The organism is Paenibacillus sp. LT-B23 (assembly GCF_059417685.1).
Map to the genome: position 1 here is coordinate 1 of NZ_JBSQBM010000010.1, position 18,118 is coordinate 18,118.

Below are 18,118 nucleotides of genomic sequence, written 5' to 3' on the forward strand. Positions count from 1 at the left end.
CTCCACTGGACCTACCGGAGCCACAGGCACCGCAGGCGCTACGGGCACATCTGGAGTCACCGGGCCCACTGGGGCTACAGGTGACACTGGAGTCACCGGGCCTACCGGACCCACCGGGGCCTCTGGGGGTTTAGCCAGCGCACTAAGCCGTACCAATACGGGACCTAATACCGTCCTGCTCGGCGGCGCGATCACCTTTGCTACAGCAGGCGCTTCTACGGGAACATTTATCACCGTAGTTAACAACACTACCTTTGGACTGACCCAGCCGGGTCTTTATAAAGTAAGTCTAGTGCTCAGCACAGCGACCCTGACCCTGCTGTCTACCATCACTCCCTCATTCACCGGAACAGCTACTCCCAGCCCGGGAAGCTACTCCTTCCCAGCGGTTCTAGCAGGTGGCGAAATCGTTGCATCTCTTCTGTTTCGGGTTACGGTACCCGGAAATTTACAATTTCTTGTATCCGGGTTGACCTTATCACTGGCAGGAGGGACCAGCTCAATGATCGTTATTGAGTACATTTCCGCCTAGCTCTCTTCTTCAAGCCTGGGCGGTCAACACCTGTTCTGATAACGCCCCTCCTTTTCCGGCAGCCTCCAAGGTGGCCTGTGCTTCCACATGCCGCCCCATTTTTGCCAAACAGATGGACATGTAGTACAGCGCATAGTTGCTGCCGACTCCCCGCAAAGTCACATATTTCCATGAGTCCTCGCCCATACGGAGACACTTTTCGAATTCATAATAAGCCTCCAGCCATAGCCCCTGATCCAACAGATACAATGCTTTATAAAAATACAAATCTACATAGTCCGGGTACAGTTGCAGTGCTTTGTCAATTCCCGGCCATATGCCCTTCAGGCTTCCGTGACGAATTAAGGTATCGTACTTTAGCTTGTAAACAAGCGCGGGCGGTAGCTTTCCCTGTTCCAGAAAACCGGTAATCGCCAAATTAATCAGTTCAAATGCCTGCTCCCATTGCTGCAAACGACTGTATTCACTTGCCAAATGGTAATCACACCAAGGGTCATATTCAGCCTGTGCCTTTTCCCGTTCCAGCAGCCGAATATTCCGCTTTGACTTTTCCTTCACCTCTACGACCTTCTCTGCATATCCATAATGGTGTACAGTCACGGGCAGCAGTGGTGCTTCTGGGACATCCTGTTTTCCCGCCGGAGGTTGCAGCCTTTCATGAATATCACGCACAAACCGATACCCGATATCATTGCGGAACAAACGAATTTGCGGACAACTGTATACAAAACCGTCCATCTCGTTCAGTACCTTCAAAGCAGCCGTGTCTGCACGGATCGCCTTTACAAACTCGCGCAGCTGTCCACTCTCATCGTGATCCAGTTCTTCATCCGCATCCAGCCATAAAATCCACTCCCCGGTGGCACGCGCTATTCCCGCATTTCTTGCTTTCGCAAAGCTGTCATCCCATTCGCGCGAATCAACGGATGCCCCCATAGAACGACAAATGTCCATTGTCCCATCCGTGGACCCCGTATCCGTAATAATGATCTCATCCACAACATCCCTGGCGCTTTGCAAGCAAGCTGCGATCCGTTCCGCCTCATTTTTTACAATCATGCACAGTGAAATGAACGGCCGGCTCATGCCTTCCCCCCCTTTCATCAGACTTTGATTTTCTAATCTATTAGAGCGCTACCCCATTTATGATCATCTCCATACCTTCACTTGTTCAACCTAAATTGCTACATAATGAGCAAGCTATCCTAATAAAATGGAAATCATACCAAGTTTTTTGGGAGGGACAAAGAGCATGGTAACCGTCAGCTTATGCATGATTGTCAAAAATGAAGAAGAAGCACTTCACACCTGCCTGAAATCAGTCCATGATCTGGTGGATGAAATCATTATCGTCGATACCGGCTCTACCGACCGCACCCAAGAGATAGCCGCATCGTTCGATGCCCGGATATACGATTTTGAATGGTGCGATGATTTTTCCGCAGCCCGCAACTATGCATTTGATCAGGCAACACAGGACTATCAATTCTGGCTGGATGCCGACGACATACTGGAAGAGCAAGACCGACTGGCATTTCTCGACTGGAAAAAGCAAGCCACCCTCTCTTATGACAGCATTACGATGGATTATGTGCTATCGGTAGATGAACAGGGGCAACCGCTACATAAGCTCAAAAGAAACCGGATTGTCCGCCGGGACCGTCATTTCAGATGGATCGGCTTTGTGCATGAATTCCTGCATGTGACCGGAAGCACCTTTCACAGCAATATGGCGGTGACCCATAAAAAGACACGTGCCTACACTGACCGTAATTTATATATTTATCTCAAGCACCGGGAGCAGGGCACCGCATTTTCTGAACGAGATCACTACTATTTTGCCAATGAACTGTATGACAACGGACGGACGGTAGAAGCCATACAGCAGTACGAACACTATTTAAGCCTGAATCAGGGATGGATCGAGGACCGGATTGCTGCTTGCTTTAAGCTGGCGGATTGTTACGGCCGACAAGGCCAAAAGCAGGAGCAGCGCATCGCTCTGCTTCGCACGCTTAATCTCGACATACCACGCGCCCAGTTCTGCTGTGCCTTTGGCAATTTATTGATTGAAGCAGAACAGTATGCCCAAGCCATTTACTGGTTCCGTCAGGCTACACTGATCGAACCGCCACAAGATTCGATGGCCCTAACCAATTCGTCCTATTACACCTGGCTCCCACACTTGCAATTATGCCTGTGTTATGACCGGATTGGTGACATTGATAAAGCAAAATTGCATCACCGTATGTCCCAGTTGCACCATCCTAACCATCCCAGCGTTTTATATAATGAACAGTATTTCTCACAGCTACAACAGGGATGAGGAAGACGGGGACCGGGTATGGCATTCCATGCAACTGACTATAGCCATGATGCAAATTCGGAGTGAAGGGAGAGATTGAACTTGTCTATGCCCGGTATTCCCGACATCAATCCCCTCATCTCTCTGACGAGAAAAGAAGTTATTCATATGATACTCGCATCCATTGCCATGGAGGAAATGGGCCTGTCCAACATACTTCATGCCGAAGGTGAAAAAATACAACGGTTCGTAAACGATGAGGACGTTTGCCTGCAAGATATCCTGCGATTGAATCGAAGCGTGGAGCGAGTATTGCGAGGGGTGGTGAATAACCAGATTCTGCTCCAGCACAAACTGGAGGACGTCTTAATACTTGAGGAACAAAGCAGGTCTAACCGCTACCCTGACCCGAACCATAAAGGGCAACCCTGCCCGAAAAAGAGTGGTGATCACAATTCATGCCACAAAAAAGAACATTGGGAATGCCACGAAAAGCCTGATGATGAATGTGACGAAGAATAAAGGACATAGCAGCAATCTGCCAGATGAACCTTATGCCCTCCAGCTTTTCCGGGCTGCAGCCCATCTCAACACAGGCCTAGCCGCTTTAGCCCAATCCCAAAGCCGGATGGTTTCCTTTTTGTCGGACAAAACAAACGAAAACATCTCCTCTCCCTTGTGGCTGCAATTGAATCATTCTATCCTCCAGCAATTGGAGATATCACTCCTGATCCAAATGGAAGTCGGAAATCATTGGAACACACTGATATCCACTTTGCATGATGACATCTGGCTCCGTCTCGAATACAGAAGTATCCTGTTCGAAATTTCTTCTTCCATAGATGCTCTGGAGACGGCTGCATCCCTCTTATTCGAACAAATCATCCGCTTACAATTTCTCCTGTCCGTCGTCCCTTCTACCCGCCTATATAAGGATGCCCCTCAGGATTCCCAGAGACTATACCATCAGATTGAACGCTCCCTTCACCTTTTGGAGCATGGGCAGCATCTGATGCATTGGATCAAAAAGCAGATCAACTCCTCCACTTCTTCGGAAAGCTCACAGTTCCATCCGGAGGTGCAGCAAGCGAGGAGAAGCAGCAGTCTGGGCTGGCTGCAATTATTAAAGTTCCAGTGGGATTCAGGCCATGCGGCCTCCACGTTACCACCGGGTCAAATGAATCATTTACCCCAAGCAATCGAGCAATTGCAATCCGTTTACAAAATTTATTCAGGCGATCCCGCTGGCTTCGACGCCTATGTACAGCAACAAAAGCCTGTCACTCCAAAAAGACAGCCTACCTTCGGAAAAGTATGGCTGTCCCCCCTGCTTCCATATTCTAAACATTTCCGATAGCCACAACGTATGAAACACATCAGATTTATGTCATAAGGAGGTTTCACATGTCCTTTCCTAATATTCCCAACGTAACACCTACGATTAACCTAACACGGGATGATGCAATTAATCTGTTGCTGTCATCCATTGCCTTTGAGGAATTGGGACTGAGTCATATCATCAATGCCGAAGGTGAAAAAATTCAATATGTACTCGGTACGATACCTGGGCTGACCGGAGGAACGGCTACCATTGCTGACGTCCTCGCAGTGGACCAAAGTGTCAAAAGCGTGCTGGACACCACCGTGAAGAAAGAGCTGCTGCTACAAGCAAAGCTCGAAAATGTGCTGGCCGCTCCCACGTTGGCCGGACCCACCGGATCGACCGGTCCGACGGGGCCTGCGGGCGGTCCGGTGGGTCCGACAGGGGCCACGGGCGCGACAGGAGCCGCAGGGGCCACCGGGGCGACGGGAACCGCAGGGATTGCGGGGGCCGCCGGAGCTACAGGGGCCACCGGAGCTACCGGAGTTGCTGGCTTAGCCGGCGCCACCGGATCAACGGGTTTGACCGGAGGCACAGGCCCTGCGGGTTCAGCGGGTGCGGTCGGACCTGTAGGACCTGCCGGAGGCACGGGAGCCACAGGGGTGACGGGAGCCACAGGGGCCGGGGTGACGGGGGCTACTGGTATTTCTGGTGCCACGGGTGTAACTGGAGCCACAGGCATTAATATCACCGCTACGAATGCTTTTGTGGCGAATACAACTGGCGGCTTGATAACGGTATTGCTTGGTGGAACAAACGTGACCTTCCCCGGTCCGCCCCAGACGCTGAGCGGAGGCATTACCATCAACGGCACGAACGATGTGCTGACACTGGCGAGTGCCGGAACCTACTACATTACCTATGAGGTGAACACAACGGCTGGTCTTCTGCTAAGCACCCGTTTGCTCATTAACGGCGTGCAGGCTCCAGGCTCCGTCATTTCACCCGTACTCTCCCTCTCTTCTTATATCAATACCGTTATTGTGAACGTAGCAGCCGCAACAACCGTCAGTGTGCAATTTTTCGGGGCCGCAGGCGTGGCTACTCTGATTGGAGGCGGCGCGACAGGCGCATCTGTGACGATTATCCGACTTAATTAAGATGCGCCATCATCTGCTGCCAGTACATCATCTCTCAAATGAGTTACCTATAACCATGCTTGCTCATCTGTATAGGCGCTGCGAAAGGCGCTTCCAACTGGAGCGCCTTCCATTTTACCGATTCATTTTCTTAAAATCTGAAGCCATAAACGCTCAAGTAATACAATAGGCTTATCTCGTCCCCTTCCATACGTTGGATTACAGTGATACACACGCCGTGAAACTGTTCTAACGGAAAATGTACTTAGGGTATCCATTTCCCATTTCCTCAAAACACTTTCTTCCGATCTCGTTCCCCCTTCAAAATTTCCACAGACTCGTGGAAACGGAGCGAATGGATTATTTCGCGTTCACGCAGAAACTTCAGACTATCCTGCAAATCCACATCATCTGTCAAATCAATCAGCCACTGATATGTAGCCCTCGCCTTTTCCTCTGCCGCAATATCCTCATACAAATCCGCGATTGGATCACCCTTGGCTTGAAAATAGGTCGCTGTAAAAGGAACTCCGCCCGCGCTCTGGTAATACAGCGCATGATCATGCGCCGCATAATATTCCCCCAGCCCGGCTGCCTTCATTTGCTCAACACTCGCATCCTTGGTCAGCTTGTAAATCATAGTCGCAATCATTTCGAGATGCGCAAATTCTTCTGTACCTATATCATTAAGTACGCCGATAACCTTATCCGGAATCGTATACCGCTGATTCAGATACCGCAAAGCCGCCGCCAGTTCGCCATCCGCTCCGCCATATTGCTCCATGAGCAATTTGGCCATATGAGGATCACATTTGCTGACACGTACGGGATATTGCAGCTTTTTCTCATATACCCACATTTATGTTCCTCCTTTATAAAAGGTTGTACCTACCTATACCTGCCACGGCCAAGGGGATTGGCTCCATTCCCAAGGATACTTGGAATAGGCACGGCCAAAATTTTGCAGAGGTCCGTACAGGAGCTGGTACTCATTGGCAATCCCCGTCCTTTCCTGCGTCAGCTTATTGAACTGTTCGATAGCCTGTAAATCATCCGGGTGCGTATTGAGATACAAATTCAGTTCCACCAATACAAAATCCACCGTCTGGAGCTTCTCCAGCAGCGCATAAAACTGTGCATCACCCGGCTTGGTCTGGGGCGCATATCCTTGGTATGGGTTTCTGTCATACTGATTGTAGCCCTCAGTATGGTTTTGTTGTTGAAACGGGTTTGAATAGGGGCTTTGATTCTGGTTCTCAACCTGGTTTCGATGCTGAAGATGGTTTTGGGCCTGACCCTGATTTGGATAATCCATTTTACTCGCCTCCCCCCTGGTTTCTACAAGACTCATAAGGGCTGTATAACAAGGGCCATAGCGTTCCCTTCCTCAGCGCCTCTTCTGGACTGAATTGAGGCAGACCTGGGGGCTGAAATTGTACAAACAGGTTCGGTGGAAGCACATAGGTTTTGCACAAAACGGGCGGGCACGGATCGAACGGACCGACAAACGGGGCAAACTCACCATGCTGTGGAAATTTCACGGGCCGGGACCTCCTTTAGTTGATCTATCTGCTTTACTATCCATCATATGCCGCATGGCCCAAGTCTCGAACACAAAATTACAGATAAAAAAAGAACCTTCAAGACCACGATAACGTGGTGCTTAAAGGCTCTTGCATTTACACTCTTTAATAGCTTTCATGCCGGAACGGAACTGACCCAAACCATGTCTATGGATCAGGACTCATCGTTGGAAAGTTCATCTTCGATTACAAGGTCGGGCTTGTGGTGAATCCTCACTCTCATAATACGAAGCCTTGTTGCTTCTTCAACCTCAAAGGTCAGGTTATAAAACTCAATTTTTTTCCCTTTCACCGGGCTGCCTTCCAGTTCTTTAAACAGCCAGCCCCCGATGGAATCCACTTCGTCGTCTTCAATGTTCACTCCAGTTAGATCATTGACATCCTCAATGAGCAAACGGCCGTCCACGGAAATGATATTATCCTTAATCTCCACGCTTGGTCGTTCATCCTCAAATTCATCGTAGAGATCCCCGACGATTTCCTCTAATATTTCCTCCGCTGTCAGTAGTCCGGCCGTTCCGCCGTACTCATCGACCACGAGAGTCATCTGGGAATGCTTTTTCTGCATAAGACGCAGCACGTGACTTACTTCCATGGATTCTGGCACATTCAAAATAGGGCGCACCACCGAGGCCAGATCCAGTTGCTCGCCCTGCTCAGCCAACAGAAGATCGGTAATATGAACAAAGCCGATAATCTGGTCCTTATCCTCAACCGCTACCGGGTAGCGAGAATGCTTGGTATCACTGATGATTTTCAGATTTTCCTTAAACGATAAATTCGTATACAAGCAGTCCATATCCGTACGAGGAAGCATAATTTCACGGGCCAGCAAATCGGAAAAATCAAAAATATTGTCCATCAGCTTGATTTCGTCCTTATCAATAACACCGCTTTTGGCGCTCTGATTCATCAAGATACGGATCTCTTCCTCCGAATGCGCCGCTTCTGCTTCACTCGCAGGCTGGATGCCGAACGCCCGTAATAGCAAATTCGCAGCGGCATTCAACACCCAGATGACAGGCAGAAATATCTTGTAAAAAAGCAGCAAAGGAGCGGATAAAAACAAGGCCACACCTTCGGTTTTCTGGATCGCCAAAGACTTTGGAGCCAGCTCACCCAATACAATATGCAAAAAGGTAATCACGCAAAATCCGACGACAACGGATACCGTTGTAATCAGTGTACCGTCAGTTACACCGAGTTTGTGCATGAGTGGCTCGATCAGGTAGCCGGATATTGCTGGTTCACCAATCCAGCCCAAGCCCAACGAAGCCAGCGTAATGCCTAGTTGGGTGGCGGACAGATAAGCATCCAGCTTCTGGTTCACCTTTAGCGCATAGCCTGCCATGCGATGCCCCTCACTTTGGAGCTGCGTCAATCGGGATTGGCGCATTTTGACCAGCGAAAATTCCGCTGCCACAAATACACCGTTCAGAAAGACGAGCAGCAGTACCAAAAGAAGATTCACCGTTAGCAATCCCCAATGAAACTCGGTATGACCTTCCAATACGAACTCCCCATTTCTATAGTTGTAATGCTTTTCTGGATTTAAAATCTACTCCCTTGTAATACATATCTGCTACGAGCAGATTCGGTCCACAGCAGGCAGCGGCATCACAATGACAGTTCACAGTCTGATTCAACGGATGCTCATTCAGCCATTCACCGAAAATATCGTCCAGACCGCGCTCCTGAATATTTCCGAAAGCCGGAATGTCTGCGAAATCCGTCACATATACGCTGCCCGTGAACATATTCACATTTACGCGGTTTCTTCCGTCCGGATCATTACGCACTGTAATATTCGGTTCTTGGCGCAGTCGGCGAAGCAGCTTGCGATCTTCCTCCCGGTCCGAACAGGCAAAGAACGGCAACGTGCCAAACAGCATCCACATATCCTGATTACGCACATCCAGCAGCTTATGAATGGAGTTGCGCATATCTTCGAGTGAAAGGACAGGTAAGGCAGAGGCAAAATTCGATGCGTACATCGGATGAACCTCATGCCGTCGACAGCCCATTTCATTAATCAACTGATGAATACCATCCAGCTTCGTGTGAGTACGGTAATTAATCATGGATTCGGCAGAAATAAACATACCCATTTCGCTCAACCTGCGGGCGTTTTCCACCATTTTCTCATAAAGGCGAACAGCCCCCGCGCGTGGAGTCGGACGTCCGGTATTTGCAAAACCCACTTCATAAAAATCGTCGGCATTCAAATAATTAAACGATATATGCATGACATCCAGATAAGGGAGCATCTTCTCATATCTGCGAATATCCAATGTCAGGTTGGAGTTGATTTGCGAGCGAATGCCACGCTCTTTGGCATATTTCAGCAGCGGAACGATCACTTCGTCCACCGTTTTATCTAGCAAAGCGGGTTCTCCGCCTGTCATACTGATCGTCTCCAGATGCTCGACTTCATCCAGTCGTTTCAGCATCAGATCTAATGGAAGGAAGGGAGCCTCCTTCATAACAAGCATGTCGCCCACAGCGCAGTGCTCACAGCGCATATTGCACAAATGCGTCACGGTCATTTCCACACTTGTCAGCAAATGGCGACCATGTGTACGCAGCGAGACAATCGGATCCCACGGATCATACACTGGCGATATTTGTGGAAGTGTGTTGTTTTGTAGAACTGTCATTATTTTTCACCTTATTTCTGTTATTAACCTCAAAAGACGTATGAATATCATATCATGATGTGTAAAGTGTCTGCATGTTTTCTTCCACTTCATCTGCTAATCCACGTGTATTGCTCCAAAAGGGGAAGCTGTAGCGCCCAGTGTGTTGGTAATCATCACCGAAAGAGATACAGACAGATCCACATCGTAAGGTGCTTTCAGTTCCTGTCCATCCCGATCCCTCACAATGCGAATAACGGGCCTTTGCGGGATTTTGGAGTGTATGCGTACCACAACCCCTTCTTCCCCCGTATTTAGCACTACGGAGAGCCCCAGCGGGTATATAGCTACACAATCGCGGAATGCCTCCAGCATCCGTTGCTCATACAGCGTGCCTGCACCTGCATACAGTACCTCCATCGCTTCATAGGGCAATAATGCCTGCTTGTATATGCGGCTTGCTGTCATCGCATCGTACGAGTCTGCCAGGCCGATCCATTTGGCGTATTCGTGGATTTGGTCTTTCTTCCAGCCGTTCGGATATCCACTGCCGTTGATACGTTCATGATGCTGTAATGCACAGTGAGCAGACAGCAGGGGGATTCCCGGCTCGTCTTTAAGCAGCTTGTAGCCGATCACCGTGTGCGTTTTCATGTGCTCGTATTCCTCGTCCGTCAATTTGCCCGGCTTATAGAGCACTTGGGGTGAAATTTTCATTTTTCCAATATCGTGCAGTAGTGAACCTATGCCCAGCTCCATGAGTTGGTTGTAATCGTAGCCACTGGATATTCCCAGTACAAGGGAATACAGACATACGTTCAATGAATGATGATACAGATCCTGATCTGCCGCCCCGATATCCATCAGCATAATAATGGCGTCCTGACGGCCTCCGATATCGTCCAGAATGGATTCCATCACCTTATAAAATGACTTGCCAAAGTATTGGTGCTTATGATCCACGGAGTAGGAGGACAGACCCTGAAACTGCTTTTTGATCTCCTGTAGCGCCACAGCCCTCGTCTGTTCATGGATCATTTCGGGGATCACGATATCTTCTGTCACCGCATCCTCAATGTATACATATCCAATTCCGACTTGGCCTAGACGTTCAATCAATCGTGAAGTAAGCTCAACACCTTCCGAGAGCAACACCATTCCATTTTCATTGTATATTTTTTTACCCAGCTTCATGCCGGCTCTCAATAATGTAACAGGTACCAGTCGCAGCTTAATCCTCTCCCGATTGTTTTGATACCTGAAGCCACCTAGCTGCAAAACACTCTTCCATCGCGCCCGGACGCTTCAACTCCATTTCAATCAAATCCCGCAAAAATTCTGGAAGCATAAATCGGAGTTCCGTTCCGTTCGCAAGCACCTCATAACCTGCTCTGAAAGTGAACATATCCAACGTACCCACCGTATATTGCTCATTTTCTTCCAATGAGCGACCCGCTACACGTATATCCGTCACTTTATCATAAGGAGCGCGGGCCGGATCATATTGAATCTCCAGACCTTCCACACACATCGTACCCAACACTTTACCTCTAAAGCCAAATCCCGTCATTTTCTTGTCAGCAAATTCCGGTAGCAAAGACTGCTCCAGCGAGAGCCGAATATCTCTTCCCCACAGCTTCATGACACAGGCATTAATCGGCGAAGGGCATAAGGAATGCAGCATTCCTTTACTGACATCACCTTGAGGTAAAGAGCCAAGCAGTTGGCCCGCATTCACTAGAGAAATAGCAGTTCCCGTAAAATGTGACACCGATTGTGCCAGCAAATTTCCGAAAGGAGATTCCCGATCATATGCGATCTCCAGTTTCCGATCCGTCACCGTAACCGCTCTCTCCATCGCACGATCTGCCTGTCTGCGATGCAGTACAATGGCCGACGCTACCTTTTCATCCAGCAGTGTGTGATCTACAGGAACTACGCCGCCTGACGTAACCCGAAACGGTTCATGACTACTGCTGCGGCTTAGGGTCACTTCACCCAGCAGGGTTCCATACTTGCCAGCTCCGCATAGAACTGTGTTCCCGATCCACAACGGTTCCTCCAGCACATGATGGGTATGCCCTCCAAGAATCACATCAATCTCCGGAAACTGCGATGCCAATTTCTTATCCGAAGGTAAACCCAGATGCGACATTACAACCAGAACATCGACATGCTTTCTCAGGGACTGAATTTGCTCGCCCAATACCTCAAACGGATCGAGTGCATCCCAACCCAGCAATTGATAGAACTCACCGAAAGGAGCCGTCACTCCGAGCAAGCCTATCTTAATGCCAGTCTTGTCCAAAATGAGCGAATCCGTCATCCACGCAGGCTTCATTCTTGTGGCGTTCTCCCTGATATTGCCGCATACGACCGGGCAGTGAATTCCTGCATATGCCTGTTCAAGAATATCCGGGGTAAAAGTCAGACCCTCGTTGTTACCAATCGTAATCGCATCGTACCCCGTCAAATTGATCACATCCACATTCGCCCCACCCAGCGTTCCTTCCGTTTCAGGGGCCATCCGGTCCATGTGGTCTCCCATATCCAGCACAAGCAGCGCATCTCCTGATGCAGCTCTTCGTTCATGAATCATCGCGGCTATCGAAGGCATACTGCCAAAATGACTATGTAAATCATTGGTGTGCAAAATGGTTAACGTTTGCTGAGTCGTCATCTCCATAACCGCCCTCCTCTATAGTTTATATATCGACTCTGTTGCTTCTAATGTTTAAGGATACCATGTTATTTCGCATTATGGTACATGTCGGCGGGGGTGAGCTACAACCTACGATTTAGCTACTCTGTTGTCTCAGGATAGAGACCCGGGGAGAAGCAAGGTCACAGTGTCTTCGTATGCCTCTGAGAAGAGACGGGTTCCTGGGACCCATTTTACAGCTAGGAATAATAGTAAATTAGTCGTTGTCATCCCATATAATTCTTGATATATTAGGTTTGCTTCGTATTTTCGACAAATTTACGACAATAAGGAGGTTAAGCACATGAGAGTTCACGTTACCGATGCCAAGCCAGGAGATCGTCTCAGATCTGATACATACAATGAACACGGCGTACCCGTCTTGATTCAGGGTACCATGCTACAGCACGACGATATTTCCAAGCTCATCATGCACGGTGTCGATTATATCGACATTGATGCCGGTTCAGCGAGCATTCCGGTTGACTTTGCCCCCGATGTTCCCGCTTCCCCCGAATCCCTTAAACGTGCCGTTCCCCTCATGGAGCAGACTATTCATGGCTTTGAAAGCATGTTTCTCAAAGCTGCCTCAACCGGCAAATTTGATGAATTCCGAGTCGATGAGCTGCTCAGCCCCCTCGTTTCAGAGCTGGCTCATCAAAAAGATGTCGTATCTCTGCTGCTCATCATGGAACGGGGAGATCACTATACGTACAATCATTCTCTCCAAGTGGGTGTACTGTCGTATTACATTGCCACATGGCTTGGATATACAGAAGAAGAAGCCTATACCGCTGGCAAGGCCGGATATTTACATGATATAGGCAAGTCCATGATACCGGATGAGATTCTGAATAAACCTGATAAGCTGACGCCTGAAGAATTTCAGGAAATGAAAAAACATTCCCTCTACGGATATAATATAATTCGCAATTCAACCAGCGATGAGATTTCAGCCATCGTCGCCTTGCAGCATCACGAAAGAGAAGATGGAAGCGGATACCCGAATGGACTGTTCAAGGAGGATATTCACCCTTTCGCTAGTATTACGGCGATTGCGGACGTATATAGCGCTATGATCTCTAACCGTGTGTACCAGACGAAGCAGGAGCTGCTCACCGTACTGCGCGAGCTGCACAGCATGAGCTTCGGACATCTTAACCCGGAAGCCACTCAAGTCTTCATCCGGCGTATGCTTCCGAACTTTATTAACAAGCAGGTCCTACTGACTTCGGGTCAGACCGGAACGATTATTTTGAACAATCCTGCTGATTATTTCAGACCTTTGGTGAAAATTAATGAAAATGAGTATGTAGATTTGTCCAGAGAGCGACATGTATCCATTGATGAAATTTTTCTGGAATCCTGATCTGCAACTGCCCATACTCCAGCTACGCGAACGAAAAGAGACTGTCCTTGATCTGTAGGTTCTTCCCTACGAAGGACAGCCTCTTTTTTATGTTACGGACAAATGCCTGATAGTCAATCATGGCTCAGCCCCAACATAACCCTCGTAAAGCGAGAATTATCCTATGGAACCTTCCATTTCGAATTTTATCAAGCGATTCATCTCTACCGCGTACTCCATCGGCAGTTCTTTGGTGAATGGCTCGATAAAGCCCATAACGATCATTTGCGTCGCTTCCGCTTCGGTCAAACCACGGCTCATCAGATAGAACAACTGATCTTCCGATACCTTGGATACCGTTGCTTCGTGCTCCAGCGTAATGTCGTCGTTCATGATTTCATTATAAGGAATTGTATCCGAGGTCGACTGATTATCCAAAATCAACGTATCACACTTGATATTCGATTTTGCCCCTTGAGCCTGACGCCCAAATGAAGCCAGTCCGCGATACGTTACTTTACCGCCATGCTTACTGATCGACTTGGATACAATCGTCGATGTCGTATCTGGTGCCAAGTGGATCATTTTCGCCCCTGCATCCTGATGCTGGCCTTTGCCTGCCACTGCAATGGACAAGACCATACCTTTAGCTCCACGGCCTTTCAGCACAACTGCCGGGTATTTCATCGTCAGCTTGGAACCGATGTTACCATCGACCCATTCCATCGTTGCATTTTCTTCTGCAACCGCACGTTTGGTCACCAGGTTAAAGATGTTTGGTGCCCAGTTTTGGATCGTTGTGTAACGAACGCGTGCGTTTTTCTTACAAATGATTTCCACCACTGCGCTATGCAGCGAGTTCGTGCTGTAAATCGGAGCCGTACAGCCTTCTACATAATGAACGAAGCTGTCTTCGTCGGCAATAATGAGTGTACGCTCGAATTGTCCCATGTTTTCCGAGTTAATACGGAAGTAAGCCTGCAATGGAACTTCACATTTTACACCCTTCGGTACATAGATAAAGCTTCCGCCTGACCATACCGCACTGTTCAGTGCTGCAAACTTATTGTCCGCAGGAGGTACAACTGTCGCAAAATACTCTTTCAGAATTTCAGGATGCTCACGCAGCGCCGTATCAGTGTCCATGAAAATAACGCCCTGATCTTCAAGTTCCTTTTGCATGCTATGGTAAACAACCTCGGATTCATACTGTGCGGATACACCAGCCAGAAACTTTTGCTCCGCCTCAGGAATCCCCAGTTTATCAAAGGTTTCCTTAATTTCCGTAGGAACCTCTTCCCACGTTTTTCCTTGCTTCTCGGAGGGTCTTACATAGTACTGGATATCGTCAAAATCCAGATCATTCATATCTCCGCCCCAGTTTGGCATAGGCATTTTTTCAAACTGCTTTAGTGCTTTCAGACGGAATTCCAGCATCCATTCTGGCTCATCCTTAATTTTGGAGATTTCCTTTACGATTTCCGGAGTGAGACCCTTACCTGTTTGGAAAATGGATTTGTGCTCGTCACGAAAGCCATATTTATACTCTTCCATTTCCGGTGCTTTCTTGGCCATGTTTCTCAAACCTCCTCTATTCTAGTTAAATTATTGTTCTTCATCAATTCCTTTGCGCAGCGCGTTCCAGGCCAAAGTCGCACATTTGATACGGGCCGGGAACTTATTGACACCTGACAAAGCTTCCAGCTCTTCATAATCGTCGAATTCGGTGGCTTCACCCTTCATCAGAGAAGAGAAGCGATTCGCCATATCCAGCGCCTGATCAATCGTTTTTCCCTTAACCGCCTCTGTCATCATTGAAGCGGAGGACATGCTGATTGAACAGCCTTCCCCTGTAAAACGGGCATCCTCGACAACGCCATCCTTCGTCTTGAGTTGAAGAGAAATCCGGTCACCACACGTAGGATTGTTCAAATCGACCGTGACCACGTCATCCTCAAAACGTCCGCGATTCCGCGGATTTTTATAATGATCCATAATTACACGTCGGTACAAGTCATCAAGTTGCATCGCCAAAATACTCCTTCGTTTGGATTAAGGCGCTGATCAAAACGTCGACTTCCTCTTCCGTGTTATAGAGGTAAAAGCTGGCTCGCGCCGTTGCACTGGCTTTCAACCAGCGCATCAATGGCTGGCAACAGTGATGGCCTGCACGTACAGCCACCCCTTTACTATCCAGCACGGTCGCTACATCATGCGGATGTACATCATCCAGATTGAATGTTACGAGTCCTACATGACGTTCAGCAGGACCGTAAATCGTCAAGCCATCCACTTCACGGAGACGTTTGAGAGCATAGTTGGCCAGACGGCTTTCATGCTGTGCAATCGCGTCCAGCCCGATGCTTTCCAGAAAATCAATGGCAGCTCCCAAACCGACAGCTCCGGCAATGATCGGGGTTCCGCCTTCGAATTTCCAAGGTAGCTCCTTCCATGTGGATTCATACAATCCCACATCGTCGATCATTTCCCCGCCGAACTCAATCGGCTCCATGTTTTCCAACAGCGCCTTTTTGCCGTACAATGCCCCAATCCCTGTAGGACCACACATTTTGTGACCAGAAAAGGCATAGAAATCAGCATCTATGTCTTGTACGTCTACTTTCATATGTGGCGTGCTTTGCGCACCATCTACGACGATGATCGCACCTTTGCGATGCGCAATAGCGGCAATCTCTTTGACCGGGTTCACAACGCCAAGCACATTCGAGACATGTGCGATCGCTACAATTTTAGTGTTTTCAGTGATGGTATTCTCCACGTCAGCTAGATCAACGCTACCATCCTCTTGAAGCGGAATATATTTTAAGGTTGCGCCTGTGGCTCTGGCTACCTGTTGCCACGGAATCAGATTGCTGTGATGCTCCATCGGTGTGATGACAATCTCATCACCTTCCTGACAGTTGGCTCTGCCATAGGAAGAAGCAACCAGATTCAGCGCCGTTGTCGTTCCTCTTGTGAAAATAATTTCCTGGCTGCGCTTCGCATTCAGAAAGCGGGCTACCTTCTCCCGCGCACCTTCATAAGCATCCGTAGCACGACTACCCAAGGTATGGACACCGCGGTGAACGTTCGAATTATCATATTCGTAGTAGTGCTTGATCGCCTCGATGACCGCCAGCGGTTTTTGCGAAGTGGCCGCATTATCCAAATAAACCAGCGGATGACCGTTAATCTCCTGATGTAAAATCGGGAACTGTTCACGGATCAATGCAGTATTCATTGGCCTAACTTCCTTTCAACAAGGCTTTGCAGCTGCTGTTGAAGTCCTTCAAGCGGAATTTCAGAAACGACAGGTGCCAGGAAGCCATAAATAATCAAGCGTTCAGCTTCTGCACGGCTAATCCCGCGGGACATCAAGTAATACACTTGTTCACGATTCACCTGACCGACCGAAGCTGCGTGACCTGCGGTCACATCATCCTCATCAATCAGCAGGATCGGGTTAGCGTCACCACGCGCTTTCGGGCTCAGCATGAGAACACGTTCTGTTTGCTGGCCGTCTGCTTTGGTAGCACCTTTTTCAATTTTTGTAATACCGTTAATAATGGAAGATGCATTTTCACGCATAACTGCGCGTGTAATCATCTGGCTGGATGAACTTTTGCCAAAATGCTGTGCTTGTGTCGTATAGTTCAGCTTTTGCGAGCCGGAACCTACAGCAATAATCTTGGCATCCGAGTTGGAACCATTGCCTTTCAGCACGGACATCGTATTGCTCGCTGTATTGCCGTAGTTCATTTCTCCGACAATCCATTCGATAGCTGCGCCATTACCCAACGTAGCGCGGCGGATCGAAATATCCGTTACTTGCTCTCCAAGCTGATGCACGGATGCATAACGCACCTTGGCTCCTGCATTGGCTACCACTTCTACTGCTCCATTATGAATGACAGGTGCTGCCAAATCCGCAGATACATAGTTGTCTACGTACGTTACGGAGCTATTGCTTTCTGCAATGAGCAGTACGTGAGGTGCAAAGGTTGCTGTCGCATCGTCTGTCAGGAAAACAGCCTGAAGCGGAACATTTAACTCCACATTCTTCGGCACATAAGCGAATACTCCACCGTTCCAGATCGCTGCGTGCAGCGCGGACAATGAATTTTCATCCGACTTAATGACCGTATTCAAATGAGCTTTAACCAGATCACCATGCTCCTTAACCGCCGTTTGCAGATCCGTGAAAATAACGCCTTGCGCTGCCAATTCCTCGCTCAGCTTCACATATACCGCGCCGGAGTTGCGCTGGATAATCAGACCGCCCTCCTGCTGATCTTTTACCAGATCGGCAATCGCTGCAGGAACCTGCCCCACCGATGCAATTGCCTCACTGTTTGTATGTTGACCGTAATCGTTGAGATTCCAACGTTCGATTTTGGTTTTTTCAAATACCGGAAGCTCCAGTTTGCCTGCAAGCTCAAGTGCTTTTTGTCTGTCTGCGGTCAGCCATGACGGCTCGCCGTTACGTTCGGACAGAACACGCAGTTGCTCGGAATCTACCGGAAGGATTGTTTGTGTACTCATTAGTTTACCTC

General features: G+C 48.6%; 18 protein-coding genes. 6 read left to right on the plus strand and 12 right to left on the minus strand.

Features of this window, described 5'->3' with window-relative positions; all coding sequences use genetic code 11:
- Positions 1–532, plus strand: a 532-nt coding sequence (locus tag ACWXW9_RS13690; protein WP_494929848.1) for a BclA C-terminal domain-containing protein, incomplete at its 5' end; no start/stop codon positions are given.
- Positions 533–541: 9 nt separating this feature from the next.
- Here ACWXW9_RS13690 and ACWXW9_RS13695 read toward each other — a convergent pair.
- Positions 542–1,618: a glycosyltransferase gene (locus tag ACWXW9_RS13695; protein WP_494929849.1), complete on the minus strand. Its 1,077-nt coding sequence runs from the start codon at positions 1,616–1,618 to the stop codon at positions 542–544.
- A 166-nt stretch (positions 1,619–1,784) separates the two neighbouring features.
- On the opposite strand from ACWXW9_RS13695, the gene ACWXW9_RS13700 reads away from it, so the two are divergent.
- The 4 genes from ACWXW9_RS13700 to ACWXW9_RS13715 all read left to right on the plus strand — a co-directional run bounded on the left by ACWXW9_RS13700 (position 1,785) and on the right by ACWXW9_RS13715 (position 5,318).
- Entirely contained in the window at positions 1,785–2,858 is a 1,074-nt protein-coding gene (locus tag ACWXW9_RS13700; protein WP_494929850.1) for a glycosyltransferase family 2 protein, read from the plus strand.
- A gap of 87 nt (positions 2,859–2,945) precedes the next feature.
- Positions 2,946–3,359 carry an alpha-helical endospore appendage domain-containing protein gene (locus ACWXW9_RS13705; RefSeq protein ID WP_494930016.1) on the plus strand — a complete coding sequence of 138 codons (414 nt, stop codon included), beginning with the start codon at positions 2,946–2,948 and terminating at the stop codon, positions 3,357–3,359.
- Positions 3,346–4,194, plus strand: coding sequence for a hypothetical protein (locus ACWXW9_RS13710; RefSeq protein ID WP_494929851.1), 849 nt, complete (start codon positions 3,346–3,348; stop codon positions 4,192–4,194). Before ACWXW9_RS13705 ends, ACWXW9_RS13710 begins: the two co-directional genes overlap by 14 nt.
- Before the next feature lie 47 nt (positions 4,195–4,241).
- Positions 4,242–5,318 (plus strand): BclA C-terminal domain-containing protein, encoded by a 1,077-nt coding sequence (locus tag ACWXW9_RS13715; protein ID WP_494929852.1) that lies wholly within the window; start codon positions 4,242–4,244, stop codon positions 5,316–5,318.
- A 268-nt stretch (positions 5,319–5,586) separates the two neighbouring features.
- On the opposite strand, the gene ACWXW9_RS13720 is transcribed toward ACWXW9_RS13715, so the two are convergent.
- From ACWXW9_RS13720 to ACWXW9_RS13750, 7 genes are all read right to left on the minus strand, one after another.
- Positions 5,587–6,156, minus strand: a complete 570-nt coding sequence (locus ACWXW9_RS13720; RefSeq protein WP_013309567.1) for a manganese catalase family protein — start codon at positions 6,154–6,156, stop codon at positions 5,587–5,589.
- A 33-nt stretch (positions 6,157–6,189) separates the two neighbouring features.
- Positions 6,190–6,612, minus strand: coding sequence for a spore coat protein CotJB (locus ACWXW9_RS13725; protein ID WP_494929853.1), 423 nt, complete (start codon positions 6,610–6,612; stop codon positions 6,190–6,192).
- 1 nt (position 6,613) lies between these two features.
- Positions 6,614–6,838, minus strand: a complete 225-nt coding sequence (locus tag ACWXW9_RS13730) for a spore coat associated protein CotJA (RefSeq protein ID WP_494929854.1) — start codon at positions 6,836–6,838, stop codon at positions 6,614–6,616.
- Positions 6,839–7,034: 196 nt separating this feature from the next.
- Positions 7,035–8,390, minus strand: coding sequence for a hemolysin family protein (locus tag ACWXW9_RS13735; protein ID WP_494929855.1), 1,356 nt, complete (start codon positions 8,388–8,390; stop codon positions 7,035–7,037).
- Positions 8,391–8,406: 16 nt separating this feature from the next.
- Positions 8,407–9,537, minus strand: a complete 1,131-nt coding sequence (gene yfkAB, locus ACWXW9_RS13740) for a radical SAM/CxCxxxxC motif protein YfkAB (RefSeq protein WP_494929856.1) — start codon at positions 9,535–9,537, stop codon at positions 8,407–8,409.
- Between the two features lie 96 nt (positions 9,538–9,633).
- Positions 9,634–10,794 carry an HD-GYP domain-containing protein gene (locus tag ACWXW9_RS13745; RefSeq protein ID WP_494929857.1) on the minus strand — a complete coding sequence of 387 codons (1,161 nt, stop codon included), beginning with the start codon at positions 10,792–10,794 and terminating at the stop codon, positions 9,634–9,636.
- Positions 10,748–12,202: a bifunctional metallophosphatase/5'-nucleotidase gene (locus tag ACWXW9_RS13750; RefSeq protein ID WP_494929858.1), complete on the minus strand. Its 1,455-nt coding sequence runs from the start codon at positions 12,200–12,202 to the stop codon at positions 10,748–10,750. The genes ACWXW9_RS13745 and ACWXW9_RS13750 overlap by 47 nt, the downstream gene beginning before the upstream one ends.
- Positions 12,203–12,521: 319 nt before the next feature.
- Here ACWXW9_RS13750 and ACWXW9_RS13755 point away from each other — a divergent pair, with 319 nt between their 5' ends.
- Positions 12,522–13,586: an HD-GYP domain-containing protein gene (locus ACWXW9_RS13755; RefSeq protein WP_494929859.1), complete on the plus strand. Its 1,065-nt coding sequence runs from the start codon at positions 12,522–12,524 to the stop codon at positions 13,584–13,586.
- A gap of 156 nt (positions 13,587–13,742) precedes the next feature.
- On the opposite strand, the gene sufB is transcribed toward ACWXW9_RS13755, so the two are convergent.
- The 4 genes from sufB to sufD are packed head-to-tail and all read right to left on the minus strand — an operon-like array spanning position 13,743 to position 18,107.
- Complete coding sequence (gene sufB / locus ACWXW9_RS13760) at positions 13,743–15,140, minus strand: Fe-S cluster assembly protein SufB (RefSeq protein ID WP_494929860.1); 1,398 nt, start codon at positions 15,138–15,140, stop codon at positions 13,743–13,745.
- Positions 15,141–15,170: 30 nt separating this feature from the next.
- Positions 15,171–15,593, minus strand: a complete 423-nt coding sequence (gene sufU / locus ACWXW9_RS13765; RefSeq protein ID WP_494929861.1) for a Fe-S cluster assembly sulfur transfer protein SufU — start codon at positions 15,591–15,593, stop codon at positions 15,171–15,173.
- Entirely contained in the window at positions 15,583–16,806 is a 1,224-nt protein-coding gene (locus ACWXW9_RS13770) for a cysteine desulfurase (protein WP_494929862.1), read from the minus strand. The genes sufU and ACWXW9_RS13770 overlap by 11 nt, the downstream gene beginning before the upstream one ends.
- Entirely contained in the window at positions 16,803–18,107 is a 1,305-nt protein-coding gene (gene sufD, locus ACWXW9_RS13775) for a Fe-S cluster assembly protein SufD (protein ID WP_494929863.1), read from the minus strand. Before sufD ends, ACWXW9_RS13770 begins: the two co-directional genes overlap by 4 nt.
- Positions 18,108–18,118 lie beyond the last annotated feature (11 nt).